Source organism: Kitasatospora sp. NPDC059599 (genome assembly GCF_042735125.1).
Classification (GTDB): Bacteria; Actinomycetota; Actinomycetes; order Streptomycetales; family Streptomycetaceae; genus Kitasatospora.
On the sequence record NZ_JBHWCL010000006.1, the window covers coordinates 14,152 to 38,809 of the forward strand.

Genomic DNA, 24,658 nt, shown 5'->3' on the forward strand with positions numbered 1-24,658 from the left:
GGGGAGGGAGGTGGGGGAGGGCGCGGGCGGGGGAGGGTTCTCGGTGTCGGGATGACGGGCTTGCGAAGGGGGCCGGGGATGAAGCGGGTACTGGGCGCGATGGCGATCACGGCGGGGGTGCTGGCCGGGATGTCGGGCTGTCTGCCGATCGGGGACGACCAGGAGCACCGGACGGTCGGCTACGGGGTGGCGGAGCCGGTCAGGGAGCTGGTGGTCGAGGGGGAGAACGGCGGTGTGGTGGTGAACGGCGGCGGTGACGCCGTGCACGTCGTCGAGAACCAGAACTACCGGGGGGACGCGCCGAAGAGCACGCACGAGGTCAAGGACGGCGTGCTCCGGCTGACGTACGACTGCGACCACTGCGGGATCGGGTACACCGTGCAGGTGCCGGCCGGGACCAAGGTGCGGGTGAAGGAGACCAACGGCGGGATCAAGCTGACCGGGCTGGCCGCCGAGGTGGAGGTGGACGTCAAGAACGGCGGGGTCGAGGCGAGCGGGCTGACCTCCCCGCGGGCGAAGCTGACCGCGGTGAACGGCGGGGTGCGGGCCGATTTCGCGGCCGCGCCGTCGAAGGTGGAGGCGACGACCTCGAACGGCGGCGTGCGGGTCACGGTGCCGACCGGGGAGGCGTACGCGGTGGACGCGCACGCCTCGGTCGGCGGGGTGGACGTGGGCATCCCCTCGCAGCAGGGGGCGGCGCGCAGTATCACCGCTCGGGCGGAGACCGGCGGCGTGACGGTCAGCGGTGCCTGACCGGGCCGTACCGGAGGCCCTGCCGGTAGGGCATGATCTTCTCCGCGGGGGCGGTGTCCCCGGCTACGGGGGAGGTAGCGGGGTGGAGCGTGCGTCGGGCCGGTCGAACCGGCCGGCCGGGCTGGGGCCGTACGTGCTGGACCCGCTGCTGGCGGTGGCCGCGGCCGGGGTCGCGGTGTGGGCGGTGTCCCAGGACGAGACGGCCCGGCCGTGGTGGATCTACCTGCTCGCGGTGACGACCGCCCTGCCGCTGCCCTGGCGGCGCCGGGGACCGCTGACGGTGCTGCTGCTGGCGACGGCGCCGGCGCTGGTGATCTCGGTCGTGGCGCACTCGGCGAACCCCCAGGTGCCGCTGTCCGGGGTGATCGCCCTGTACACGGTGGCGGAGCGCTCCTCGGACCGGATGCGGTGGAGCGTGCTGGCCGTGGTGGTGGCCGGCAACGTCCTCGGCACCCACTCGCCGAACGGCGCGCTGTTCAGCCTCGTCACCTCCGTCGGCACCTTCGTCTTCGGCTCGCTGGTGCGTGCCCAGCGGCAGTTGGCCCGGGTGCAGGCGGAGCGGGCCCGGGAAGCCGGTGAGCGGGCGGCGAGCGACGCGGCGCGGGCGGTCGCGGAGGAGCGGGCCAGGATCGCCCGGGAGATGCACGACATCCTGGCGCACGCCGTCTCGTTGATGGTGATCCAGGCCGAGGCCGGGCCGGTGGTGGTGCGCAGCGATCCGGACCGGGCGATCCGCGCGTTCGACGCCATCGGTGACGCCGGCCGGGACGCGATGGTCCAACTGCGGAGAGTGCTCGGCGTGTTGAAGGATCCGGAGGCGGGCCGGCAGCTGGCGCCGCAGCCCCGGCTGGCCGAACTCGCCGACGTGGCCGAGCGGGTGCGCGGAGCCGGCCTGCGGGTCGAGATCGAACTCCCCGACGGGAAGGGCGGGTTGCCCGCCGACGTGGAAGCTGCGGCGTACCGGATCGTGCAGGAGGCGCTGACCAACACGGTCAAGCACGCCGGGGCCGACCGGGCGGCGGTCCGGGTCCGGCGGACCGGGGAGGTGTTGGAGGTCGTGGTCTCCGACAACGGCCACGGGGTGCCGCCGACGGCCGGCCGTGCGGTGGTCGGCTGGTCCGGCGGGCGCGGGCTGGTCGGCATCCGCGAGCGGGCGGCGGCCTGCGGCGGGCGGGCCGAGGCCGGCCCGGGACCGGAGGGAAGGGGTTTCGTGGTGAGCGCCCGGCTGCCGCTGCAGGCGGGCGGAAGAGCGGAAGGGGTGGGCGGATGACGCCGATTCGGGTGGTCGTCGCGGACGACCAGGAGCTGGTGCGGGCCGGGTTCGGGATGATCCTGGACGCGCAGCCGGACATCGAGGTGGTGGCCGAGGCGGCCGACGGTGCCGAGGCGGTGGAAGCGGTCCGCGCGCACGGCCCCGACGTGCTGCTGCTGGACGTCCGGATGCCGGTGATGGACGGGCTGGAGGCCGCCCGCCGGGTGTGCGCGGAGTTCCCGTCCACCAAGGTGATCATGCTGACCACCTTCGACATCGACGACTACGTCTTCGACGCGCTGTACGCGGGGGCCAGTGGCTTCCTGCTGAAGGACGTCCGGCGGGACGACCTGGCGCACGGGGTGCGCATGGTCGCCTCGGGGGAGGCGCTGCTCGCTCCCTCGGTGACCAGGCGGCTGATCGGCGAGTTCGCCGCCCGGCGGCCGGGGGCGCCGGAGCGGGCGGTGCGTCCGCCGTCCAAGCTGCTGGAGCAGCTGACCCTGCGCGAGCAGGAGACGCTGCGGCTGATCGCGCGCGGGCTGTCCAACGCCGAGATCGCGGCCGAGCTGGTGGTCAGCGAGCACACGGTGAAGACGCACGTCAGCAATGTGCTGGGCAAGCTCGGGCTGCGGGACCGGGTGCACGCGGTGGTGTTCGCGTACGAGGCGGGCGCGGTGGTGGTGGGGGAGTCCTGAGGGCCGGGGGTCCTGAGCGCCGGGGGTCCTGAGCTCCGGGGTCCTGTGGGCGGGGGTCCTGAGGCCCGGGTTCGGGGCGTGGGGTTCGGGGCGTGGGGTTCGGGGTGTGCGGGCTCCCGCGTGGCGGCGGGCTCCCTCGTGCGGGGGAGGCCGGGAGTTCGCCGGTGCGGGCGATCCGCGAGGAGAGCCCGGACCGGGAGGCTCTGGGGTGTCGGACAGGCCCACACCACTGGAGATCGTCAGATGAACGCCACTCGCGCCGCCCAGGCCACCCGAACCACCCGCACCGGTCGCGCCGCCCGGCCCGCCCGCACCGCGGACCTCACCCGCGTCACCCCGCTCGCCGTCGTGGGAGCCCCCGCCCTGATGGCCCTCTACGGCGGCATCCGCCTGGTGCCGGGCTCCCGCGAGCCGGGCCTCGGCTGGACGGCTGGTCACACCGCGATGTTCGCCGGACTGCTCCTCTTCGCCCCCGTCTTCCTCGCCCTGCGCCGCAAGCTCGCCCCGCACGGCACGGCCGGGCGGATCGCGGCCGGGGCGGCGACGGCGACCGCCTTCGTGGGGCTGCTCTGCTCGCTGGCGCAGATCGGGATCGACCTGGTCGTCGGCCTCGCGGCGGCGGACAAGGCCGAGCAGGCGCGGCTGTTCGACCGGGTGCAGGGCGTCCCCGGGGTCCTGCCGGCCGTCTACCAGGTCGGCCCGCTGCTCTTCTACGTCGGCCTGCTGGCGCTGCTGACCGCCGCCGCGGTCGGCCGCTCCCGGACGCTGCGCTGGTGGAGCCCGGTGCTGGTGCTGCTCGGCACCCTCGCCTCGGGGGTCGACCTGGCCCTCATCCCGCTCGCCGCCGCCTGCTACCTGGTCGCGCTGGCCCCGCTCGCCCGCCCGGCGTCCGCACCGCGGCCGGTGCTCGTCTGACCGCGGCGCGACGCCGCTCGGCCCGTCCGGAACACCGGCCCGCGCCGGATGAACGGCGACCCCGGCCCGCGCGCGGTGAACGGCAGCCCGGCCCGAGCGGGGTGAACAGCGGCCCCGGCCCGCGCCGGACGAGGCGGGCGTGCCCGCGGCCGTACCCGGATTTTCGGTGGCCGGGGGAGGGCCCGTGGCCGTAGCGTCCGGGCATGAACGCGAAGCGACCCCTGATCGCCGTGCTCACCGGCGCGGGCATCTCGACCGATTCCGGCATCCCCGACTACCGCGGCCCGCAGGGGTTGTGGCAGAAGGACCCGTCGGCGCAGGAGCTGGTCACCATCGGGCCGTACCGGGAGGATCCGGAGATCCGGCGGCGGGCCTGGCGGATGCGGCTGGAGACGGGCGCGCTGGCCGCAGAGCCGAACGCCGGGCACCGCGCGCTGGTCGACCTGGAGCGCTCCGGGCTGCCGCTGCGGGTGCTCACCCAGAACGTGGACGGGCTGCACCAGGCGGCCGGGCTGAGCGGCCGCAAGGTGCTCGAACTGCACGGCACCGCACGGGAGGTGCAGTGCCTGCGCTGCCGGGTGGTCGGCTCGATGGCGGACGTGCTGGCGCGGGTCGAGGCGGGCGAGCCGGACCCGGCGTGCCGGGAGTGCGGGGGGATCCTCAAGCCGCGGACGGTGATGTTCGGCGAGAACCTGGACCCGGAGGTGCTCGGGCAGGCCGACTCGATCGCGCGGGCCTGCGACGTCTTCGTCGCGGTCGGCACCAGCCTGCAGGTGTTCCCGGTGGCGGCGCTGCCGTACAACGCGGTGAAGACCGGGGCGCGGCTGATCATCCTGAACGCCGAGCCGACGCCGTACGACGAGGCGGCGGACGAGGTGATCCGGGAGCCGATCTCGGAGGCGCTGCCCGAGCTGGTGCGGCGGCTGGTGACGGAGCGCGCCTGAGCGGGCCGAGCGGGCCGAGCGACCGGGGGCCGAGGAGGCGGGGCCGGGGGCCGGGGTCGGGGGAACGGGCAAGGGCCGGAAGGGTCTTATCCACGGACGGACCGCCTGCGTACGATGATCCTTCCGGCTTCCCCTCACGGCCTGGAGTGATCGACCGATGACGACGACGGCGAAGTTCGACCCCTGGTCGGCGGCGTTCGTGGCCCACCCGTACGACGCGTACGCCGAGCTGCGCGCCCACGCGCCGGTGACGTACTTCGAGCCGACGAACCAGTGGCTCGTCTCACGCCACGAGGACGTCAGCGCGCTGCTGCGCGACCGACGGCTCGGCCGCACCTACACCCACCGCTTCAGCCACGCGGAGTTCGGCCGCCCCGAGCCCGACCCGGCGCACGAGCCCTTCCACACCCTGAACGACCACGGCCTGCTCGACCTGGAGGCGCCCGACCACACCCGGATCCGCCGGCTGGTCTCCAAGGCCTTCACCCCGCGCATGGTCGAGGGCCTGCGCCCGACCGTCCGGCGCCTGGCCGGCGAGCTGGTCGACGACCTGCTCGCGGCCGGCGGCGGCGACCTGATCGCCACCGTCGCCGAGCCGCTGCCGGTCGCCGTGATCGCCGAGATGCTCGGCGTCCCGGAGGGCGACCGGCACCTGCTGCGGCCGTGGTCCGCCGACATCACCGGGATGTTCGAACTCAACCCGACCGAGGAGACCGCCCGCCGGGCCGTCGCCGCGAGCACCGAGTTCTCCGACTACCTGCGCGCCCTGATCCGCGAGCGCCGGTCGGAACCGGGCGAGGACCTGATCAGCGCGCTCATCCGGGCCCAGGAGGGCTCCGACGCGCTCAGCGAGCAGGAAATGGTCTCCACCTGCGTGCTGCTGCTCAACGCCGGCCACGAGGCGACCGTCAACACCACCGGCAACGGCTGGTGGGCGCTGTTCCGCAACCCCGGTGAACTCGCCCGGCTGCGCGGCTCGGTGGACGAGCTGCTGCCCACCGCGATCGAGGAACTGATGCGCTGGGACACCCCGCTGCAGATGTTCGAGCGCTGGGTCCTGGACGACATCGAGGTCCGCGGCGTCACCATCCCGCGCGGCTCCGAGATCGCCCTGCTCTTCGGCTCCGCCAACCGCGACCCTGAGCGCTTCGCCGACCCCGACCGCCTCGACCTCGGCCGCACCGACAACCCGCACGTCACCTTCGGCGCCGGAATCCACTTCTGTCTGGGCGCCCCGCTTGCCAGACTGGAACTCACCGAGTCCTACGGCACCCTGCTGCGCCGGGCCCCGGGCCTGCGGCTCGTCCGCGAGCCCGAGTGGAACCCGGGCTACGTGATCCGCGGGCTCAAGGAACTGCCGGTCGAGGTCTGACGGGGCGACGGAACAGGGGGAAGTGCCGTGGGCAAGGCGACAGGAGCACTGCTGGGGCTGGCGATCGGGGACGCGATCGGCCGGGTGACGGAGTTCAGGACCGTCGAGGCGATCGCCGCCGACCATCCGGACTGGCGGCGGCTCCCGCTGCCCGCCAGGGCGTTGGTCACCGACGACACCCAGATGACGCTGGCCCTCGGCCGAGGCCTGCGCACCGCCCTGGCACGTGGGCCGCTGACCCCGCTGCGCCTGGAGCGGCCCGTCCGCGAGGAGTTCGTCGACTGGTGGCGCTCCCCGGAGAACAACCGCGCCCCCGGCATGACCTGCCTGCGTTCCTGCGAACGGCTGAGCCACGACGGGGTCCGCTGGCAGCAGGCGAGCGACGTCGGTTCCAAGGGCTGCGGCGCCAACATGCGGGTCGCCCCGATCGGGCTGGTCCGCGAACTGGACGCCCGACAGCTCGCCGGCGCCGCCCAGCTGCAGTCCGCGCTCACCCACGGCCACCCCACCGCGCTCGCCGCCAGCGACCTGACCGCGTACGCCGTCCGCAAGCTCGCCGAGGGCCTGCCGCCGGCCGACCTGCCCGCGGTGCTGCGGGCGTACGCGCTGGCGAGCCGGGAGCGGTACGACGAGTTCTGGCTCGGGGACCTCGCCGCCCACTGGTACGGCCCCTCGCCGCAGGCCGTCATCGCCCGCGGCTGGGACGACTGCCTGGCGGTGCTCGACCAGCTGGACGCCGCGCTCGCCGCCCCGGATCCGGAGGCCGACCCCTGCCTGGCCACCGGCGAGGGCTGGGTCGCCGAGGAGGCCTTCGGCACCGGCCTGCTCTGCTTCCTGCTGCTGCCGGACGACCCGGTGGCCGCCGTCCGCCGGGCCGCCTACTCCAGCGGTGACTCCGACTCCCTCGCCTGCCTGACCGGCGCCTTCGCGGGCGCCCACCACGGCGAGACGGTCTGGCCCGCCGAGTGGGTGGAGCGGATCGAGCACCGGGACGAGCTGCTGGAGCTCGGAGCGCTCTGGGACTGAGCGGAAGCGGGCGGGGACGGGCGGGACAGCCGGTCGCCGGGCGCCGGGGAACCGGTCCGTGGGGTCGCGCGTCGAAGGGCCATGACGAACCGCAGCACCGGAACCCGTCGTCCACCCCGTCGTCCGGCGGCGCTGCTCCTCGCCGCCGCGCTCGCCGCACCACTGCTCGCCGGGTGCGGCAGCAAGGGAGCCGCCGCGCCCGCGGAGCTCCGGGCCTCGGCGCCCGCGAGCCGCCCGGCGGCCGACCCGGCCCAGGTGGCCGCGACCGCGACCGCCACCGACGCCTTCGGCCTCGACCTCCTGCACACCCTCAGCGCGCGGCCCGACGCCGCCGGCCGCAACCTCGTCGTCTCGCCGTCCGGCCTGGCCACCGTGCTCGCCATGCTGCTGCCCGGTGCCCGCGGCGCCACCGCCGACGAGCTCGCCAAGGCCCTGCACACCGAACTCACCCCGCAGCAGTACGCCCTCGCCACCGGCGCGCTGAACCGCGGGACCCCCTCCGCCGGCGGACTCACCCTGCGCCAGAGCGACGACCTCTGGACCCAGCAGGGCTTCCCGGTGCAGCCGGACTACCTGGCCACCCTGGCCGCCGCCTTCGACACCGGCGTGCACCCCGTCGACTTCGCCAAGGACCCGGACGGCTCGCGCAAGAGCGTCAACGCGGCCGTGGAGAAGGCCACCGAGGGCCGCATCAAGGACCTCTTCGCCCCGAACACCATCACCCCGGCCACCCGGCTGGTGCTCACCGACGCGCTCTACCTCAAGGCCAAGTGGGCCTCCGCGTTCAAGCCCGCACAGACCGCCGACCGCCCGTTCCACAGGCTGGACGGCTCCGCCCCGGCCGTCCCCTCGATGAGCCAGACCGGCGAGTTCAAGTACGCCGAGGGCTCCGGCGGGATCGTCGGCGAACCCTGGCAGGCCGTCGAACTCCCTTACGCGGACGGCGGGTTGGTGATGGATCTGATCGTCCCCGCGCAGGGCGGCTTCGCGGCCTTCGACAAGGGCCTGGACCAGCCCCAGCTCGACCGGATCCTCGGTGCCCTCGCCGAGCGGCGCGTCGACCTGCAGCTTCCGCGCTTCCACTTCGACACGTCCAACGAGCTCACCCCGGCGCTGCGCTCGCTCGGCGTGAACGCGGTCTTCGACCGGGCCGACCTCAGCGGAATCGCCAAGGAACCGCTCGCCGTCAGCACCGTGGTGCAGAAGGCCACCGTCGAGGTCGACGAGGACGGCACGGTCGCGGCCGCGGGCAGCGGCGTCGGGGTCGCCGCGGCGGCCGCGCCGGCCCAGGACCAGACCGCCCAGCTGCACATCGACCGGCCGTTCCTGTTCCTGATCAGGGACACCCACGGCGGGCGGCCGCTGTTCCTGGGTCAGGTCGCCGACCCCGCGGCGCGGTAGTCACCGGGCCGGCGGGGTGCCGCGCGGAGGGGCACCCGGGTCGGCCGGGCGCCGAGGCGGCACCCGGGCGGCTCACCAGGCCGGGTAGCGCCCGCCGAGCCCCGGGTGGAGCGGGTCGCGGCTGCCGAACAGCACCAGCAGGTCGCCCGCGACCTGCCGCAGCTCGGCCCGCCCCTCGACCGCCCCGGCCCACTCGGCGGGCAGCGCCGAGGCACCGTACGCGGCCCCGACCAGGTTGCCGCAGACCGCGCCGGTCGAGTCGCTGTCGCCGGAGTGGTTGACCGACAGCAGCAGCGCGGTGCGCACCGGGTCGGGGTCGAGGGTGGCCGCCAGCAGCGAGTGCACCGCGATGGCCAGGCACTCCTCGGCGGTCCAGCCGAGCCCGACCCGCTCCACCGCCTCCGCCCCGGGCTCGGACTCCTGGGCGATCCGCACCGCCCGGGCCAGGGCCTGGACGGTCTCCTTGGACGAGGGCAGCTCGCGGATCTGCTCCACGGTCTCGCCGACCGCCGCCCACGGCTCCGTCCCGTTCACGAGCCGCTCGACCAGCGCCGCGAAGGCGCCCGCCGCGAGGTAGCCGGTCGGGTGCCCGTGGGTGAGCTGGGCGCACTGCACGGCCAGCCCGAAGGACTGCTCGACGCCCAGCCGGGCCAGCCCGAACGGCGCCGAGCGCATCACCGTGCCGCAGCCCTTGGACCCGGGGTTGACCGGCCCCGGCCGCCCGATCGCGGACGGCGCCTCGAACACCGGGTGCTCGGACACCCCGCTCAGACAGGCGTTGCCCGGCGCCCGCCGCGCGTACAGGAACGGCTGGCGCAACAGCCAGCCGTCGTACGGGCGGGGCTGCGGCTCGGTGTCGGGCGCGGGCTGGTACTGCGTCATCAGCCAGCGCCGGTAGGCGCCGTGGACGGCCTCCGGTACCGAACCGCCACCGCCCGTCCAGCCGCGGACGAAGCCGCGGATCAGGCCCTCGGCGGTGAACAGCGTCATCTGGGTGTCGTCGGTGACCTCGACCGGACCCGGTCCGGCCGGCAGCGCGGTCACACCCGCCGGCCCGTACCGGTCCTGGATCTGGTGGAGCTGCTGGAACTCCACCGGCCAGCCCAGCGCATCGCCGATCGCTCCGCCGAGCAGCGCTCCGCGCACCCGGTCCCGGTACCCCGACTCGGCAGCCGGCTCCGTCACGTCGAATCCCCCTTGGTTCGTGGCGGATTAGTTTCTATCAGGTCTCCGGGTGGCACTACCGGCGGATCTGCCCGGCGCGCCCGTGCAGCGCGGCCCGGTCGGCGGCGGCGCGTCCGGCCGCCCAGCCCTCGCCGTCGCTGACCCGGACCCGCTGGGAGACCAGCTTCGGGAACAGCCGGCCGACCTCGTCGTCCACCGCCTCCGAGCGGGCGGCGAGCGCGGGCAGCAGCCGCTCGTCCGGCAGCAGCTGCTCCTCGGTGCCGTCCTCGCGCAGGTGCCGGCCGGCCGCGGCGGCAGTGGTGGTCCGCTCGGTGGCGGCGGTCAGCCGCTCGCGGATCCGCGCCGCGTAGGCGACCAGGAAGGACTGCCGGAACGCCTTGCTGCGCGAGTCCCGGCGGGAGCCCGCCTTGTTGAGCGCGTGGGTGGCCTGCACCAGCAGCGAGGTGTAGAGCAGTTCGACGCCGTCCAGGTCGCCGTCGAACCCGACCACCGTGCAGAAGCCGAACTCCTTCGCCCACACCACCCGGCACCGGTTGGCCACCGCGACGGCGTCCAGCAGCATCGTCTTGGGGCCCTCGTACGGGTTGTCCACCCCGATCCGCAGGGCCGCCGGGGTGTCCCGGTCGGCACCGGTCGCGGCCAGCAACGCGTCGTCGATGCTGTGCTGGGCCATCAGCTGCTGGGCCTTGGCGGTCAGCGCCTCGGCCTCCTCCGGGTACTCGGTGGACTCGGCCTTCGCCAGCAGCGCCCGGATCCGGGCCAGCATCCGCGGCTCGCCGGTCGCCGCTCCGGCGTGCTGCGGTCCGGTGCGCGGCGTTCCCGAGTGCGGCGACCTGCCCGCCTGCCCGGGAGCGGGTCCGACCGGGGCGATCGGCGGCAGCCGGCCCCAGGTGCGCAGCAGCTCCAGGGCGGCGGTGGCGAGCGCGAAGCGGTCCAGCCGGTGCCGGTGGGCGAAGGCGCCGAGGTACTGCTCGTCGGCGGGCCACCAGACCTCGGCCTCCAGCTCGCGCAGCTGCTCCCGCCAGCGCCGGTCGAGTGCCGCCGCGGCGTGGCGGCGGTCCTCGGCGGCGATCAGGTCCACCGCGAGCGCCAGGTGGACGGGCTTCAGCTCGCGCCGTACCACCCGCACCAGGTCCGCCGGGCGCCACCCGGCCGACCAGCAGCGGCCGACGGCGGTGTCCGCGTACCCCAGCACCGCCCGGCTGACCGCCGACCACTGCGCGGCCGAGGCGGCCAGCAGCGACGCCCCGGTGTCCAGCGCCAGGTCCAGCCCCTCCTCCGGTGCCGTCAGCACCGACCGCACCGCCTGCTCCAGCAGCGGCCCGGCGTCCCCGCCCTGCTGCGCGCGCTTGCCCACGGTGTGTCCCTGCTCTCCTCGACGGCCCGGTTCCTCCTGCCCATGATGCCGGAGCGCCCGGGGAGGACCGGAGCGGCCGGGAACGGCCGGTGCGCCCGGGAACGGCCGGGGCGGACGGCGGGGGAGCGGAGGAACAGGGCACGGACGGCGGCGCCCGGCCCCGGGGCGGGACCGGGCGCCGGGCGGCACGGTTCGGCTCAGCGCTCGACGGCCTTGGCCAGGATCTCCGGGGTGCGTTCCAGCAGCCGGGTGGCCGCCAGCCGGATGCCGAGGACGGCGACCAGGGCGCCGTAGAGCGGGCCGATCAGCAGGACCGGCCAGGTCGGTCCGTCCGAGAGCAGCGCCCAGCCGAGGTAGCCGCCCACCGGCAGGGTGAGCAGCGCGACGCCGAACATCGAGCCGAACGAGTTGAGCATGATCAGCCCGCCCTGGCCGGGGGCGGCGTTGCGCATCGGGTTGCTGTCGGCCGGCATGGTGTACGGCACCAGCACGCTGAACATCGCGCCGAGCGCCACTCCGCAGCCGAGCAGCGCGCACGCGAGGCCGAGGGCGGACGGCAGCTCGGCCCATCCGCCGGTGACGGCGGCCAGCGCGATCCCGAGCACCAGCGTGACCGGGATCGCGTACGACAGCACCGCGTACGCCCGGCCGCGCAGTTCGTCCCGGGCGTCGGCCGGGGTGCGCAGGGTGGCGGCGACCATCCAGAACGCCGAGCCGTCCATGCCGAACAGGTTGAGCATCTGCAGCCCGAGGAACATCCCGGTCATCGCCAGCAGGTAGACGCTCGCCCAGCCCTGGACCATCGACAGCAGGCAGACCACCGCCGTCATGCCGATGCTGGTGAACAGCGCGGCCTTGGCCCGCGGCTCGCGCCAGGCGTACCGCAGGTGGCGCTGCATCACCGCGCCGGTCCTGCCCTCGGGCAGGAAGGACCAGCCGCGCGAGCGCTGGACCCCGCGGGCCACCTCCAGGGTGGAGGAGTCGGCGGTGACCATCAGCTCCTGCAGGCTGCCGCGCCACCAGCGCAGCAGCAGTGCCAGCAGCACGAGGGCCGCGGCGAGCTGCAGCAGCGCGAGCCCGTACCGGCCCTCGGCGGCGGTGCGCGGGGCGTCCGCCGCGCTGATCGGCGGGATCCAGCGCAGCACGGAGGCGATCGGCTTCAGCGGGCTGAGGTCGATGTTCTGGCCGGGACGGCCGAAGACACTCTGCGAACCGACGTTGGCGGCCTGGATCAGCAGCGCGAAGGCCAGCCCGCCGAAGATCGCGAAGTCCTTGCCGCGCCGGCTGGACAGCATCCGGGCGTTGCCGGCCGCGACTGCCCGGGAGAGCGTGACCAGGCAGAGCACCGCCAGCGGCACGCCGACCACGGCGACCGCGGCCGAGGCGCCGCCGCCCGCGCCGGCCAGCACCGCGCCGGTCACCAGAACCAGGTTGGTCAGCGGGCCTGGCCCGATCAGCGCGGCCAGCAGCGTGCCGCGCAGCAGCGGGCCGGGCCGCAGCGGCAGCATGGTGAGCCGGGTCGGGTCGGCGCTCTCGTCGCTGGAGAACAGGAACAGCGGCAGGGCGGCCCAGCCCAGGGTCAGCACGCCGAGCAGCATCACCCCGGCGTCCCCGGAACCGGCGAAGCGCCCGTTCAGCGCGGCCATGGCGACGGCGATGCCGCTCGCGAAGGCCAGGCCGAGGAGGCCGCCGATCACGTAGACGGCGGTCCGGCCGGGGCTGCGCCGCAGCCCGTTGCGCAGCAGCCGCAGCTTGAGTGCCACCAGGGCGCGGACCACCGTCCGCCCGTCCGGCACCGCGTGGGGTGCGGCCGCACTCACTGCCCGCCCCCGAACTGCCCGCCGCCGACCGGGCCGCCCGCGACCGGGCCGCCTGCGACGGGGCCGCCCGCGACCGGGCCGCCCGCGACCGGGCCGTCCGCGACCGGGCCGCCCGTGGCAGGACCGTCCCCGCCCCGGCCGCCGCCGAGCCAGCCGAGCGCCTGCCCGTCGTCCTCGCGGACGCCGATCAGGTCGAGGAAGGCCTCGTGCAGGCTGCGCCCGTCCCGTACCGAGTCCAGCGGGCCCTGGGCGATCACCCGGCCCGCGTTGACCACCGCGACCCAGTCGCAGAGCTGCTCGACCAGTTCCATCACGTGGCTGGAGAAGACGACCGTGGAGCCGGCCGCCGCGTACCGCTTGAGCACGCCGCGGATGGTCTGGGCGGAGACCGGGTCGACGCCCTCGAAGGGCTCGTCGAGGAACAGCACGTCGGGGTTGTGCAGCAGCGCGGCGGCCAGCCCGATCTTCTTGCGCATACCGGTGGAGTAGTCGGCGACCAGCTTGTCGGCGTCCCGGCCGAGGTCCAGGACGGCCAGCAGTTCCTCGGCCCGGCGGTCCACCTCGGCGCCGGGCAGGCCGCGCAGCCGGCCGGTGTACTGCAGCAGTTCGCGCCCGCTGAGCCGCTCGAACATGCGCAGGCCCTCGGGCAGGATGCCGATCCGTGCCTTGACCTCGACCGGGTCGGCCCAGACGTCGGTCCCGTGGACCAGGACGGTGCCCTGGTCGGGCCGGAGCAGTCCGGTGGCCATGGAGAGCGTGGTGGTCTTCCCGGCGCCGTTCGGGCCGACCAGGCCGATGAACGAGCCCGCCGGCAGCTCCAGGTTCAGCCCGGCCACGGCGGCCTGGGTGCCGAAGTGCTTCCACAGTCCGCGGATGCTGACGGCGGACGGGGCGCCTGGTTCGGGGTGGTCGGAGGACGGTGCTGCTGACGCCTGCATGCGGCCTTCTCGGTTCGTGGTGGACGTGACTCCCGGGTTTCAGCGTGTCACTGCCCGGACGGGCTGTCGCCCGAGTTGAGGATCCCCTGAGCCTGTCCGCCGAACGGGTGAGGCGCGCCGCTCGGATTTCCCGTTCCGACAGCTACTGGGCCGAATTGGCAACTACTCAGTTCGCCTGTTCGTCCTGCACTATGAGGACGAGTGAGGGTGCGCGGGGGTGCCGCGGTACCGGGAGGTGGCGGATGTCCGTTCAACCGTGGGGCGAACCCGGTCCCGGCCACGAGTACGGCCACGGCCGGGAGCCCGGTCGGCACGGCCACGGCCACGGCCACGGCCCGGATCGTCGGCCGCTCGTCGGCTGGCAGCCGGCCGCGGTCCCGGCCCCGTCCCCGCAGGACGCGATGCGGGCGGGCCACGCGGACCGCGACCGCACGGTCGACGTGCTGAAGGCCGCGTTCGCCGAGGGTCGGCTGTCCGTCCAGGAGTACGAGCAGCGGCACGAGGCCGCGGCCGGCGCGCAGACCTACGGCCAGCTGGCCGCGCTGGTGGCGGACCTGCCCGTCGGCCCGATGGTGACGCCCGCCCCGGCCGGCCCGCCGGTTCCGGCCACCTTCCTGCCCGCCGCGCCCCCGCCGGCCCGCCCCACCAGCGTGCTGGCGGTGGTCTCCCTGCTCTCCAGCCTGATCGGCCTGTCCCTTCCGGCGGTGGTCACCGGCCACATCGCCCGCTCGCAGATCCGGCAGCGCAACATGGACGGCGACTGGGCGGCGGTCGTCGGGCTGGTCATCGGGTACATGGGCTCGGCGTTCTGGACCCTGCTGATCCTGGCGGGCATCGCCTGAGCCGGTCGGCCCGGCCCGGTGCTCCGGTGGCGACCGGTCGGCGACTGTGGTAGAGCGGGTGGAGACGGCCCGACACCGGGCGGTCACGTGCGGGACACCCGCGTGACGCCCGGCCGAAGGCGGCGACCTGCGGCGTTGCATTTGTTTTGACCGCGCCCCATGCGCTAGGTACGCTCTGACCTTGTGCCTGGGGTGTCCCCGGGTCCTTGTGCGTGCATGCACACCGGTCGCCGCGCCGAGCCGGAGCGCTTTCCAGCGCCCCGCGCGTAGAGCGCCGTCGCTGTACATCAGCCATGGGATTCCGTGCCGGAAAAAGCCCAACACACCCGACCGCGTGGGTCGACCACGGGGCCGTGTGCGAGGGAGACACCGCAGGTTAGTTCCACCAAGCCTTGGCACACAGAAAACGGAGAAACGGTGCCTACGATCCAGCAGCTGGTCCGAAAGGGCCGGCAGGACAAGGTCGAGAAGAACAAGACTCCCGCGCTGAAGGGCTCCCCGCAGCGCCGTGGGGTCTGCACGCGTGTGTACACGACCACCCCGAAGAAGCCGAACTCGGCGCTTCGTAAGGTCGCCCGTGTGCGCCTCACCAGCGGGATCGAGGTCACCGCTTACATCCCGGGCGAGGGCCACAACCTGCAGGAGCACTCCATCGTGCTGGTGCGCGGTGGTCGTGTGAAGGACCTTCCTGGTGTCCGCTACAAGATCATCCGCGGTTCGCTCGACACCCAGGGTGTCAAGAACCGCAAGCAGGCCCGCAGCCGCTACGGCGCCAAGAAGGAGAAGTAAGAATGCCTCGTAAGGGCCCCGCCCCGAAGCGCCCGGTCATCATCGACCCGGTTTACGGCTCCCCGGTCGTCACCCAGCTGGTCAACAAGATCCTGCTGCACGGCAAGCGCTCCACCGCCGAGCGGATCGTCTACGGCGCCCTCGAGGGCGTTCGTGAGAAGACCGGCGCGGACCCGGTCGTCGCGCTGAAGCGTGCGCTGGAGAACGTCAAGCCGGCCCTCGAGGTCAAGTCCCGCCGTGTCGGTGGCGCGACCTACCAGGTTCCGGTCGAGGTCCGTCCGGGCCGCGCCAGCACCCTGGCGCTGCGCTGGATGGTCGGTTACTCCCGCGCCCGTCGCGAGAAGACCATGACCGAGCGCCTGATGAACGAGATCCTCGACGCCAGCAACGGCCTGGGCGCTTCCGTGAAGCGTCGCGAGGACACCCACAAGATGGCCGAGTCCAACAAGGCCTTCGCGCACTACCGCTGGTAGTCCCTACCCCGTCACTAGACAGAGAGAGAACGAGCCACCATGGCTGCAACCTCCCTTGACCTCGCCAGGGTCCGCAACATCGGGATCATGGCGCACATCGACGCGGGCAAGACCACCACCACCGAGCGGATCCTGTTCTACACCGGTGTCTCGTACAAGATCGGTGAGGTCCACGATGGCGCTGCCACCATGGACTGGATGGAGCAGGAGCAGGAGCGCGGCATCACGATCACGTCGGCCGCGACGACCTGTCACTGGACGGTCGACGACGTCGACAACACCATCAACATCATCGACACCCCGGGTCACGTCGACTTCACCGTCGAGGTGGAGCGTTCGCTGCGCGTCCTCGACGGTGCGGTGACGGTGTTCGACGGTGTCGCCGGTGTCGAGCCCCAGTCCGAGACCGTGTGGCGGCAGGCTGACCGCTACGGCGTCCCGCGCATCTGCTTCATCAACAAGCTGGACCGCACGGGCGCGAACTTCTTCTTCTGCGTGCAGACCATCGTGGACCGCCTCGGCGCCACCCCGCTGGTCATGCAGCTCCCGATCGGTGCCGAGGCGGACTTCCAGGGCGTCGTCGACCTGGTCCGCATGAAGGCGCTGGTCTGGTCGGCCGAGGCCGCCAAGGGCGAGATGTACGACATCGTCGACATCCCGGCCGAGCTGCAGGAGCAGGCGGACGAGTACCGCACCCAGCTGATCGACACCGTCTCGAACATCAGCGACGAGATCATGGAGCTCGCCCTCGAAGAGGCCGAGATCCCGGTCGAGCTGCTGCAGGACGTCATCCGCAAGGGCACCCTGAACTCGGACTTCACCCCGATCTTCTGCGGTACCGCCTTCAAGAACAAGGGCGTTCAGCCCCTGCTCGACGCGGTCGTCAAGTACCTGCCGTCGCCGCTGGACATCGGCTCGGTCGAGGGCACCAAGCCCAACGACGCCGAGGTCAAGATCTCCCGCAAGGCGTCGGACGACGAGCCGCTGTCCGCGCTGGCGTTCAAGATCATGTCCGACCCGCACCTGGGCAAGCTCACCTTCGTCCGGATCTACTCCGGTCGCCTGGAGTCCGGCACCTCGGTGCTGAACGCCGTCAAGGGCAAGAAGGAGCGCATCGGCAAGATCTACCGCATGCACGCGAACAAGCGTGAGGAGATCGAGTCGGTGGGCGCCGGCGACATCGTCGCCGTCATGGGCCTGAAGCAGACCACCACCGGTGAGACGCTGTCCGACGAGAAGCAGCCGGTCATCCTGGAGTCCATGGACTTCCCGGCCCCGGTCATCCGCGTCGCGATCGAGCCCAAGTCCAAGGGTGACCAGGAGAAGCTGGGTGTCGCCATCCAGCGTCTCGCCGAGGAGGACCCGTCCTTCCAGGTCAACACGGACGACGAGACCGGCCAGACCATCATCGCGGGTATGGGCGAGCTGCACCTCGAGGTGCTGGTCGACCGTATGAAGCGTGAGTTCAAGGTCGAGGCCAACGTCGGCAAGCCGCAGGTCGCGTACCGCGAGACGATCCGTCAGGCCGTCGAGCGCATCGACTACACCCACAAGAAGCAGACCGGTGGTTCCGGTCAGTTCGCCAAGGTGCAGATCGCGATCGAGCCGCTCGAGCAGGCCGAGGGCTACGAGTTCGTCAACAAGGTCACCGGTGGCCGCGTTCCGCGGGAGTACATCCCGTCGGTCGACGCCGGTTGCCAGGAGGCCATGGAGTTCGGCATCCTCGCCGGCTACCCGCTGCAGGGTGTCCGCGTGAGCCTGCTGGACGGCCAGGCGCACGACGTCGACTCCTCCGAGCTCGCGTTCAAGATCGCCGGTTCGATGGCCTTCAAGGAAGGCGCGAAGAAGGCCAAGCCGGTCCTTCTCGAGCCGATGATGGCCGTCGAGGTCACCACGCCCGAGGACTACATGGGCGACGTGATCGGCGACATCAACTCTCGCCGTGGCCAGATCCGGTCCATGGACGAGCGTCACGGTGCCCGCGTCGTCACGGCGCTGGTGCCCCTCTCCGAGATGTTCGGCTACGTCGGTGACCTGCGCAGCAAGACCTCTGGTCGCGCCAGCTACTCGATGCAGTTCGACTCGTACGCCGAGGTCCCCAAGGCCGTGGCTGAGGAGATCATCGCCAAGTCCAAGGGCGAGTAGGTCCGGCTCTGTCGGCCTCGGAATCAGTCCGACATTCGGGATGATTTCGACCCCTTAGGCTATGAGGAGGCGACCCGGGAGGATCCGGACGGATCCTCCCGGGGCCTCCGGCCCCCACCCGCGGGACGGTACGAGGTGCTTCCGGCATCACGGACCAAGCCCGATACAAGACCAACTGACGTCAGCACGGCGTACAGGATCTGTCCTCAGGAGGACTGCAGTGGCGAAGGCGAAGTTCGAGCGGACGAAGCCCCACGTCAACATCGGCACCATCGGTCACATCGACCACGGTAAGACGACCCTTACCGCGGCCATCACCAAGGTGCTGCACGACGCGTACCCGGAGATCAACCCCTTCACGCCGTTCGACCAGATCGACAAGGCGCCGGAGGAGCGGCAGCGCGGTATCACCATCTCGATCGCGCACGTCGAGTACCAGACCGAGGCGCGTCACTACGCCCACGTCGACTGCCCGGGTCACGCGGACTACATCAAGAACATGATCACCGGTGCGGCCCAGATGGACGGTGCGATCCTCGTCGTCGCCGCCACCGACGGCCCGATGCCGCAGACCAAGGAGCACGTCCTCCTGGCCCGCCAGGTCGGCGTCCCCTACATCGTCGTCGCCCTGAACAAGGCCGACATGGTGGACGACGAGGAGATCCTGGAGCTCGTCGAGCTCGAGGTCCGTGAGCTCCTCTCCGAGTACGAGTTCCCGGGCGACGACCTGCCGGTCGTCCGCGTCTCCGCGCTGAAGGCGCTGGAGGGCGACAAGGAGTGGGGCGAGAAGCTCCTCGGCCTCATGCACGCGGTCGACGAGAGCATCCCGACCCCGGCCCGCGCCGTGGACCAGCCGTTCCTGATGCCGATCGAGGACGTCTTCACGATCACCGGTCGTGGCACCGTCGTCACCGGTCGTATCGAGCGTGGCATCCTCAAGGTCAACGAGACTGTCGACATCATCGGCATCAAGGAGACCAAGACCACCACCACGGTCACCGGCATCGAGATGTTCCGCAAGCTGCTCGACGAGGGCCAGGCCGGTGAGAACGTCGGTCTGCTCCTCCGTGGCATCAAGCGCGAGGACGTCGAGCGCGGCCAGGTCATCATCAAGCCGGGTTCGGTTACGCCGCACACCGACTTCGAGGCCCAGTCCTACATCCTGTCGAAGGACGAGGGTGGCCGCCACACCCCGTTCTTCAACAACTACCGCCCGCAGTTCTACTTCCGTACCACGGACGTGACCGGCGTCGTGACCCTCCCCGAGGGCACCGAGATGGTCATGCCGGGCGACAACACCGCCATGACGGTCGCGCTGATCCAGCCGATCGCCATGGAGGAGGGCCTGAAGTTCGCCATCCGTGAGGGTGGCCGCACCGTCGGCGCCGGCCAGGTCACCAAGATCATCAAGTAATTGACGATCTGACCTGCCTGCCCCGTACAGGCTGAGTCCGAAGGGCCCCGCGCACCGCACGGTGCGCGGGGCCCTTCGGCGTCTCACGGGGCACTCACCGGAGCGCGCCTCCTTTCAGGGGCCGCTCATCGCAGACTGTTATGGTCGGGCCACCAACCAGCCCCGCCGTCGCGGAAAGTGGGACCAACGCATGTCAACGGCACCGCTGTTGTCGGTCGTGATGCCGATCTACAACGAGCAGGAGGCGCTCCCGCTGACCGTGGAACGGCTGCGGCCGATCCTCGACGGGCTCGGCGTCACCTACGAGGTGGTCGGCGTCGACGACGGGAGCACCGACGCGACCCCGGTGCTGATGCAGAAGATCCGCCAGGACTGGCCGGAGTTCCGCATCGTCCGCTTCGCCCGCAACTCCGGCCACCAGGCCGCCCTCACCGCCGGCATCCACCGCGCCTTCGGCGACTACGTCGTCTCCATCGACGCGGACCTGCAGGACCCGCCGGAGAAGATCCCCGAGATGCTGGAGCTCGCCCGCGAGCAGGGCCTCGACATCGTCTACGGCGTCCGCGGGGACCGCGGCACCGACACCTTCTTCAAGCGGCACACCGCCGGCGCCTACTACTGGCTGATGCGCAAGCTGGTCGGCAAGCGGATGCCCAACCAGGCCGGCGACTTCCGGCTGCTCAGCCGGGCCGCCGTGAACGCGCTGAAGGCGATGCCCGAGCACCAGCCGGTCTACCGGCTGCTGGTGCCGTGGCTGGGCTTCCCCAGCGGCGAAGTGGTCTACGTGCGCGAGGAGCGGGTCGCGGGCAGCACCCACTACCCGCTGTCCAAGATGGTCCGGCTGGCGCTGGACAGCGTCACCAACTTCTCCGCGGCCCCGCTGCGGCTGGCGACCTGGCTCGGGCTGTTCAGCTTCCTGGTCTGCATCGCGCTGGCGCTCTACACCACGATCGCGTACGCGCTCGGCTCCACCGTGCCGGGCTGGTCCTCGCTGTTCATAGGGATGCTGTTCATCGGCGCCGTCCAGCTGGTCTGCGTGGGACTGCTCGGCGAGTACGTCGGCCGGATCTACTCGGCGGTCCAGGCCCGGCCCGCCTACTTCGTCGGCTACGACTCGGCCGAGGAGCCGGACCGGTACGGTACGGGCGAGTGAACGAGATCCTCTCCGCGGACCGGGACGAGCACGACGATCACGGCGCGCACCACGGGCAGCACGGGCACGACGGCCGGGACGAAGAAGCCGCCGGCCCGCGAACGGTCCGGCGGCAGCTGCCGTCCTTCCTGGTCATCGGGGTGCTGAGCACCCTCTTCTACCTGGCGCTGTTCGTCGCCCTGCGCCTGGTCGCCTCCTCGCAGGTGGCCAACCTGGTCGCGCTGGCCGTCAGCGCGGTGGCCAACACCGCGGCCAACCGCCGCTTCACCTTCGGCATCACCGGCTCGGACGGCGCGGTGCGCCACCAGCTGCAGGGCCTGGTGGCGTTCCTGATCGGGCTCGGCCTCAGCAGCGGTGCCCTGGCGCTGCTCGGCGCGGCGGTGCCGCACGCGTCCCGTGCGGTGGAGGTGACCGGGCTCGTGGCGGCGAACGGTCTCGCCACCGTGGCCCGGTTCGTCCTCCTCAAACTGTGGGTCTTCAGGAAGCGCTGACCCCGGTGGCCCGCTCCGCCGGTTCGGCCCCGGCACGGCTGCCGGTGCTGGTCCACGCCCAGATCCCGAGCACCACGCAGCCGGCCGCCGCGGTCAGCAGCGCGGTCGCCGAGCCCGCCGGCGGGTGCCAGGCGCCGGCCAGCGGGTTCAGCGGGGTGTAGTCCACCGAGGTGCCGACGCCGGCCTGCCAGCGGATCATGGTGTACCCCAGGAACGCCAGCTGCAGCGGCAGCACCAGCAGCGCGATCGTGCGCACCAGCGAGGCCGACCGGGCCCCTTCGAGCACGCCGCGGCGGCCGAGGACGAAGGCCGCGACCAGCGGCACCCCGACGGCGACCGGCAGCAGGTACCGGCCCTGGCCGACGAAGCCGACCTTGTGCGCCGAGATCGCGTCCGAGAGCGTGATCACCGCGAACGGGGCGAGGAAGAAGGCGAGCACCCGCCAGCGGTCGCTCCACGCGCCGAAGGCGAGCGCCGGCAGCACCAGGCAGCCGATCGCCAGGTACCAGAGGTAGTACGCGGTGGCGGGCAGGTGCGTGTCGAGCCAGGACGGCACACCGATCACCTCGGTGAAGTAGTCCGGCCAGCGCACGATCACCTCGTGCCGCAGCGCCTTGGGCACCGTTATGCCGGGCGGCACCTGGACGGGCATCAGCTCGGAGGCCTTCATGACCACGGTCCACAGCGCCCCCGCGGCGCCGGCCGCACCCAGGGCGCCGACCGTCCACCAGGCCGGCCGGAAGCGCAGCAGCTGCTTCAGCCGCTCGCGCTTGGCCGGGACCAGCATGATCCCGAAGATCGCCGCGCACCAGAGCGGCCCGAGCGCGCGGACCGTCATGAGCACCGAACCGGCGATGCCGATCTGCACCATGGCCGCGCGGCGCAGCGGCTGCTCCGGGTCCAGCAGGGTCGGGATCAGGGCGGCGACCAGGGCCACCCCGGCCGCGATCTCGATGCCGTTGGGGTTGATCGAGCCCGCCAGGTGCGCGGTGATCGGGGTGACCGCGACCAGCAGACCGGCCGCCGCGATCCGGTGCCTGGTCCAGGCGACCAGGCTGTGCGCGGCGGAGGCGAGCAGCGCCGCGACCAGGCCCGCGCTGACCAGCCGGGCCAGCGTGAGGCCCAGCCAGTTCGGCCACAGGGCCATCGGCCAGCCGACGAGCGCGTAGTAGACCGGGTTGTAGCGGCCGGCCCTGGTGCCCACCCGCTCGACGTGCTGGTCCTCACCACCGGGCGCCTTGGCGCAGGCCGCCGACTTGGTGGGGTCGAACCACCAGCAGTTGTCCCGGACGATCGAGGCCGGCACGTTCTGGAAGGCGCCGATGCCGCCGCCGGCTGCCTCCGGCTTGGGCGCGAACTCGCCCCGGGCCACCCCGACCGCGCGGATGATGTGCTCCCGCTCGTCCGGGCTCGCGTCGTACGGCGAGGCGAGGGCCCAGCCGGCGCAGACGAGGAAGAACCCGATGAACGCGGTCCACCAGGTCCGCCGGAACAGCAGGTGGCCCGGACCACGGGAATCGTGGCCGGATCCGCTCGCGGCGGGCGAGGGAGGAGAGGTCACGGCGGGGGAGTATGAGGACACGCGACCAAGATAACGGGTGGCCGAATCGGCCCTGCCCGGGCGGCTGTGTGGCCGCCGGGCGTTGCACTTACGATTCCCCCGTGACTCAACTGGAATCGCCCTCGGAAGTGTCCGGATCCACCGTGAAGGGCCGGATCGCCGGACTCCTGGGCCATAGCGCGGTGCGGTTCCTGGCCGCCGGCGTCACCAGCACGACCGTGGACATGGGCCTGCTGTACGTCCTGCACGGGGTGCTCGACCTGCCGCTCGCCCCGTCGACCCTCGTCGCGGTGCTGGCGGGCTTCACGACGAACTTCGTGCTGAACCGGATCTGGGCCTTCGACAGCTCCTCGCCGGTCGGCAAGCAGACCGTCCGCTACCTGGTGATGGCGGGCGGCAACTGGGTCGGCACCGTGCTGCTGGTCGGCGGCCTGGTGAAGCTGGGCCTCTTCTACCTGCTGGCCCGCGCGGTCGCGCTGGTGCTCCTCTCGGTGGTCAACTACTTCGGTTACAAGTACTGGGTGTTCCGGGACAACTGACCGCACGACGAAGGCCCGGCCGGATTCCTCCGGCCGGGCCTTCGTGCGTTCCGGTGGCGGGACCTCGGTCCCACCGGGCTCGGTCCTATGGGGTGCGCAGGCCCTCGGTGAACGCCTTGCACGCCTCGTAGTTCGGCAGCAGGCCGGAGGAGATCGCCTCCGCCAGCGACGGCGCGGCCTCGTCCCGGGCCGACAGCAGCGGCTGCTCGGCCGGCCACTCGATGCCCAGGTCGGGGTCGAGCGGGTGGACGGAGTGCTCGCCGGTCGGGTTGTACGTCTCGGAGCAGAGGTACGAGAGCGTGGCGTCGTCGCTCAGCGCGCAGAAGCCGTGGCCGAGGCCCTCCGGGATGTAGACCGCGCGGCGCTCCTCGTCGTCCAGCCGGACGCCCTCCCAACGGCCGAAGGTCGGCGAGCCGACCCGCAGGTCGACGATGACGTCGAGCACGGCGCCGCGCACGCAGGTCACGTACTTGGCCTGGCCGGGCGGGACGTCGGCGAAGTGGATGCCGCGGACCACGCCGCGGGAGGACACCGACAGGTTGGCCTGGGCCAGCCGCAGCGGGTGGCCGACGACCTCGGCCAGCCGGTCGAAGCGGTACCACTCGGTGAACATCCCGCGCGGGTCGCCGTGCAGCTGCGGGGTGATCTCGACCAGACCCTCGATGCTCAGTTCGCGGAACTTCACCGGGCGTCCTCCTCGTCCAGCAGGGCCAGCAGGTACTGTCCGTAGCCGCTCTTCAGCAGCGGTTCGGCGAGTTCGCGCAGCTGCTCGGACCCGATCAGGCCGGCCCGCCAGACGGCCTCCTCGATGCAGCCGATCTTGAAGCCCTGGCGCTCCTCGATGACCCGGACGAACTCCGAGGCCTGCACCATCGAGACGAAGGTGCCGGTGTCCAGCCAGGCGGTGCCGCGGTCCAGGATCGTGACGTTCAGCTCGCCCTTGCGCAGGTAGGCGTCGTTGACGGCGGTGATCTCCAGCTCGCCGCGCGCGCTGGGCTTCAGGCCGCGGGCTATCTCCACGACCTGGTTGTCGTAGAAGTAGAGGCCGGGGACGGCGTAGCGCGACTTGGGCTTCTCGGGCTTCTCCTCGATGGAGATCGCCTGGCCGTTCTCGTCGAACTCGACCACGCCGTACGCGGTCGGGTCGGCCACCGGGTAGGCGAAGACCCGGCCGCCGGCCGAGTCGGTGTGCTCGGCCAGGCGCGTGCCGAGGCCGCTGCCGTGGAAGATGTTGTCGCCGAGGATGAGGGCGACGGACTCGTCACCGATGAAGTCGGCGCCGAGCACGAAGGCCTGGGCGATGCCCTCGGGCTTCTCCTGGACGGCGTACTCCAGCTTGAGGCCGAGCTGCGAGCCGTCGCCCAGCAGGCGCTCGAACTGCTCGCGGTCGGCGGGGGTGGTGATGATCAGGATCTCGCTGATGCCCGCCATCACCAGGGTGGATAGCGGGTAGTAGATCATCGGCTTGTCGAAGACGGGGAGCAGCTGCTTCGAGACCGCCCGGGTGAGTGGCCACAAGCGCGAGCCGGTCCCGCCGGCCAGGAGGATTCCACGCATGCGAGCAGCTTAAGTGAGAGCTGCGGGCGCCCCGTC

The 24,658-nt window shown here is 72.5% G+C and carries 23 protein-coding genes; 16 read left to right on the plus strand and 7 right to left on the minus strand.

Going from position 1 to position 24,658, the window contains the following annotated elements; translation table 11 throughout:
- The first annotated feature begins 78 nt into the window (after positions 1–78).
- From ACFV04_RS03480 to ACFV04_RS03515, 8 genes are all read left to right on the plus strand, one after another.
- On the plus strand, positions 79–753 hold the full coding sequence (locus tag ACFV04_RS03480) for a DUF4097 family beta strand repeat-containing protein (RefSeq protein WP_380526573.1): 675 nt from the start codon (positions 79–81) through the stop codon (positions 751–753).
- A gap of 82 nt (positions 754–835) precedes the next feature.
- Entirely contained in the window at positions 836–2,023 is a 1,188-nt protein-coding gene (locus tag ACFV04_RS03485; protein WP_380341366.1) for a sensor histidine kinase, read from the plus strand.
- Positions 2,020–2,700 (plus strand): response regulator transcription factor, encoded by a 681-nt coding sequence (locus ACFV04_RS03490; protein ID WP_360254603.1) that lies wholly within the window; start codon positions 2,020–2,022, stop codon positions 2,698–2,700. The genes ACFV04_RS03485 and ACFV04_RS03490 overlap by 4 nt, the downstream gene beginning before the upstream one ends.
- Before the next feature lie 243 nt (positions 2,701–2,943).
- A complete protein-coding gene (locus ACFV04_RS03495) occupies positions 2,944–3,615 on the plus strand; it encodes a hypothetical protein (RefSeq protein ID WP_380526575.1) in 672 nt (223 codons plus the stop codon).
- A 203-nt stretch (positions 3,616–3,818) separates the two neighbouring features.
- On the plus strand, positions 3,819–4,559 hold the full coding sequence (locus ACFV04_RS03500; protein ID WP_380526577.1) for an NAD-dependent deacetylase: 741 nt from the start codon (positions 3,819–3,821) through the stop codon (positions 4,557–4,559).
- A 157-nt stretch (positions 4,560–4,716) separates the two neighbouring features.
- On the plus strand, positions 4,717–5,931 hold the full coding sequence (locus ACFV04_RS03505) for a cytochrome P450 (RefSeq protein ID WP_380526579.1): 1,215 nt from the start codon (positions 4,717–4,719) through the stop codon (positions 5,929–5,931).
- 27 nt (positions 5,932–5,958) lie between these two features.
- Positions 5,959–6,957: an ADP-ribosylglycohydrolase family protein gene (locus ACFV04_RS03510; RefSeq protein ID WP_380341356.1), complete on the plus strand. Its 999-nt coding sequence runs from the start codon at positions 5,959–5,961 to the stop codon at positions 6,955–6,957.
- An 81-nt stretch (positions 6,958–7,038) separates the two neighbouring features.
- Positions 7,039–8,358, plus strand: coding sequence for a serpin family protein (locus ACFV04_RS03515; protein ID WP_380341354.1), 1,320 nt, complete (start codon positions 7,039–7,041; stop codon positions 8,356–8,358).
- A gap of 72 nt (positions 8,359–8,430) precedes the next feature.
- Here the strand turns inward: ACFV04_RS03515 and ACFV04_RS03520 are convergent, their stop codons facing one another.
- The 4 genes from ACFV04_RS03520 to ACFV04_RS03535 all read right to left on the minus strand — a co-directional run bounded on the left by ACFV04_RS03520 (position 8,431) and on the right by ACFV04_RS03535 (position 13,658).
- On the minus strand, positions 8,431–9,543 hold the full coding sequence (locus ACFV04_RS03520) for an ADP-ribosylglycohydrolase family protein (RefSeq protein ID WP_380526581.1): 1,113 nt from the start codon (positions 9,541–9,543) through the stop codon (positions 8,431–8,433).
- Positions 9,544–9,598: 55 nt separating this feature from the next.
- The gene (locus tag ACFV04_RS03525; protein ID WP_380526583.1) at positions 9,599–10,900 is read right to left on the minus strand and encodes a DUF2786 domain-containing protein; all 1,302 of its coding nucleotides are present in this window, start codon (positions 10,898–10,900) and stop codon (positions 9,599–9,601) included.
- 197 nt (positions 10,901–11,097) lie between these two features.
- Complete coding sequence (locus ACFV04_RS03530; protein ID WP_380526585.1) at positions 11,098–12,720, minus strand: transporter; 1,623 nt, start codon at positions 12,718–12,720, stop codon at positions 11,098–11,100.
- Entirely contained in the window at positions 12,717–13,658 is a 942-nt protein-coding gene (locus tag ACFV04_RS03535; protein ID WP_380526587.1) for an ABC transporter ATP-binding protein, read from the minus strand. Before ACFV04_RS03535 ends, ACFV04_RS03530 begins: the two co-directional genes overlap by 4 nt.
- Before the next feature lie 242 nt (positions 13,659–13,900).
- Here ACFV04_RS03535 and ACFV04_RS03540 point away from each other — a divergent pair, with 242 nt between their 5' ends.
- From ACFV04_RS03540 to ACFV04_RS03570, 7 genes are all read left to right on the plus strand, one after another.
- Positions 13,901–14,500, plus strand: a complete 600-nt coding sequence (locus ACFV04_RS03540) for a DUF1707 and DUF4190 domain-containing protein (RefSeq protein WP_380341340.1) — start codon at positions 13,901–13,903, stop codon at positions 14,498–14,500.
- A gap of 417 nt (positions 14,501–14,917) precedes the next feature.
- Entirely contained in the window at positions 14,918–15,289 is a 372-nt protein-coding gene (gene rpsL, locus ACFV04_RS03545; RefSeq protein ID WP_014144289.1) for a 30S ribosomal protein S12, read from the plus strand.
- A 2-nt stretch (positions 15,290–15,291) separates the two neighbouring features.
- Positions 15,292–15,762 carry a 30S ribosomal protein S7 gene (rpsG, locus tag ACFV04_RS03550; protein WP_188306747.1) on the plus strand — a complete coding sequence of 157 codons (471 nt, stop codon included), beginning with the start codon at positions 15,292–15,294 and terminating at the stop codon, positions 15,760–15,762.
- A 39-nt stretch (positions 15,763–15,801) separates the two neighbouring features.
- Complete coding sequence (gene fusA, locus ACFV04_RS03555) at positions 15,802–17,907, plus strand: elongation factor G (RefSeq protein ID WP_360254625.1); 2,106 nt, start codon at positions 15,802–15,804, stop codon at positions 17,905–17,907.
- Between the two features lie 220 nt (positions 17,908–18,127).
- Positions 18,128–19,321 (plus strand): elongation factor Tu, encoded by a 1,194-nt coding sequence (gene tuf, locus ACFV04_RS03560; protein WP_031063092.1) that lies wholly within the window; start codon positions 18,128–18,130, stop codon positions 19,319–19,321.
- Positions 19,322–19,511: 190 nt separating this feature from the next.
- Positions 19,512–20,474, plus strand: coding sequence for a glycosyltransferase family 2 protein (locus ACFV04_RS03565; protein WP_380341337.1), 963 nt, complete (start codon positions 19,512–19,514; stop codon positions 20,472–20,474).
- Positions 20,471–20,965 carry a GtrA family protein gene (locus ACFV04_RS03570; protein WP_360254629.1) on the plus strand — a complete coding sequence of 165 codons (495 nt, stop codon included), beginning with the start codon at positions 20,471–20,473 and terminating at the stop codon, positions 20,963–20,965. The genes ACFV04_RS03565 and ACFV04_RS03570 overlap by 4 nt, the downstream gene beginning before the upstream one ends.
- Here the strand turns inward: ACFV04_RS03570 and ACFV04_RS03575 are convergent.
- Entirely contained in the window at positions 20,952–22,526 is a 1,575-nt protein-coding gene (locus ACFV04_RS03575; protein ID WP_380341335.1) for a DUF2142 domain-containing protein, read from the minus strand. The genes ACFV04_RS03570 and ACFV04_RS03575 overlap by 14 nt on opposite strands.
- 101 nt (positions 22,527–22,627) lie before the next feature.
- Here ACFV04_RS03575 and ACFV04_RS03580 point away from each other — a divergent pair, with 101 nt between their 5' ends.
- Positions 22,628–23,065 (plus strand): GtrA family protein, encoded by a 438-nt coding sequence (locus ACFV04_RS03580; RefSeq protein WP_360254633.1) that lies wholly within the window; start codon positions 22,628–22,630, stop codon positions 23,063–23,065.
- An 85-nt stretch (positions 23,066–23,150) separates the two neighbouring features.
- Here ACFV04_RS03580 and rfbC read toward each other — a convergent pair whose 3' ends face one another.
- On the minus strand, positions 23,151–23,750 hold the full coding sequence (rfbC, locus tag ACFV04_RS03585) for a dTDP-4-dehydrorhamnose 3,5-epimerase (protein ID WP_360254635.1): 600 nt from the start codon (positions 23,748–23,750) through the stop codon (positions 23,151–23,153).
- Positions 23,747–24,622 (minus strand): glucose-1-phosphate thymidylyltransferase RfbA, encoded by an 876-nt coding sequence (gene rfbA / locus ACFV04_RS03590; protein WP_360254637.1) that lies wholly within the window; start codon positions 24,620–24,622, stop codon positions 23,747–23,749. Before rfbA ends, rfbC begins: the two co-directional genes overlap by 4 nt.
- Between the last annotated feature and the right edge of the window lie 36 nt (positions 24,623–24,658).

What these genes read in the sequence shown, in the direction of transcription:
- ACFV04_RS03515 (WP_380341354.1), top strand. Translation starts at nt 7,039, where the DNA reads ATGACGAACCGCAGCACCGGAACCCGTCGTCCACCCCGTCGTCCGGCG.
- fusA (WP_360254625.1), top strand. Translation starts at nt 15,802, where the DNA reads ATGGCTGCAACCTCCCTTGACCTCGCCAGGGTCCGCAACATCGGGATC.
- ACFV04_RS03495 (WP_380526575.1), top strand. Translation starts at nt 2,944, where the DNA reads ATGAACGCCACTCGCGCCGCCCAGGCCACCCGAACCACCCGCACCGGT.
- ACFV04_RS03535 (WP_380526587.1), bottom strand. Translation starts at nt 13,658, where the DNA reads ATGCAGGCGTCAGCAGCACCGTCCTCCGACCACCCCGAACCAGGCGCC.
- rpsG (WP_188306747.1), top strand. Translation starts at nt 15,292, where the DNA reads ATGCCTCGTAAGGGCCCCGCCCCGAAGCGCCCGGTCATCATCGACCCG.
- rfbA (WP_360254637.1), bottom strand. Translation starts at nt 24,622, where the DNA reads ATGCGTGGAATCCTCCTGGCCGGCGGGACCGGCTCGCGCTTGTGGCCA.
- ACFV04_RS03480 (WP_380526573.1), top strand. Translation starts at nt 79, where the DNA reads ATGAAGCGGGTACTGGGCGCGATGGCGATCACGGCGGGGGTGCTGGCC.
- ACFV04_RS03565 (WP_380341337.1), top strand. Translation starts at nt 19,512, where the DNA reads ATGTCAACGGCACCGCTGTTGTCGGTCGTGATGCCGATCTACAACGAG.
- ACFV04_RS03540 (WP_380341340.1), top strand. Translation starts at nt 13,901, where the DNA reads ATGTCCGTTCAACCGTGGGGCGAACCCGGTCCCGGCCACGAGTACGGC.
- ACFV04_RS03490 (WP_360254603.1), top strand. Translation starts at nt 2,020, where the DNA reads ATGACGCCGATTCGGGTGGTCGTCGCGGACGACCAGGAGCTGGTGCGG.
- ACFV04_RS03500 (WP_380526577.1), top strand. Translation starts at nt 3,819, where the DNA reads ATGAACGCGAAGCGACCCCTGATCGCCGTGCTCACCGGCGCGGGCATC.
- ACFV04_RS03505 (WP_380526579.1), top strand. Translation starts at nt 4,717, where the DNA reads ATGACGACGACGGCGAAGTTCGACCCCTGGTCGGCGGCGTTCGTGGCC.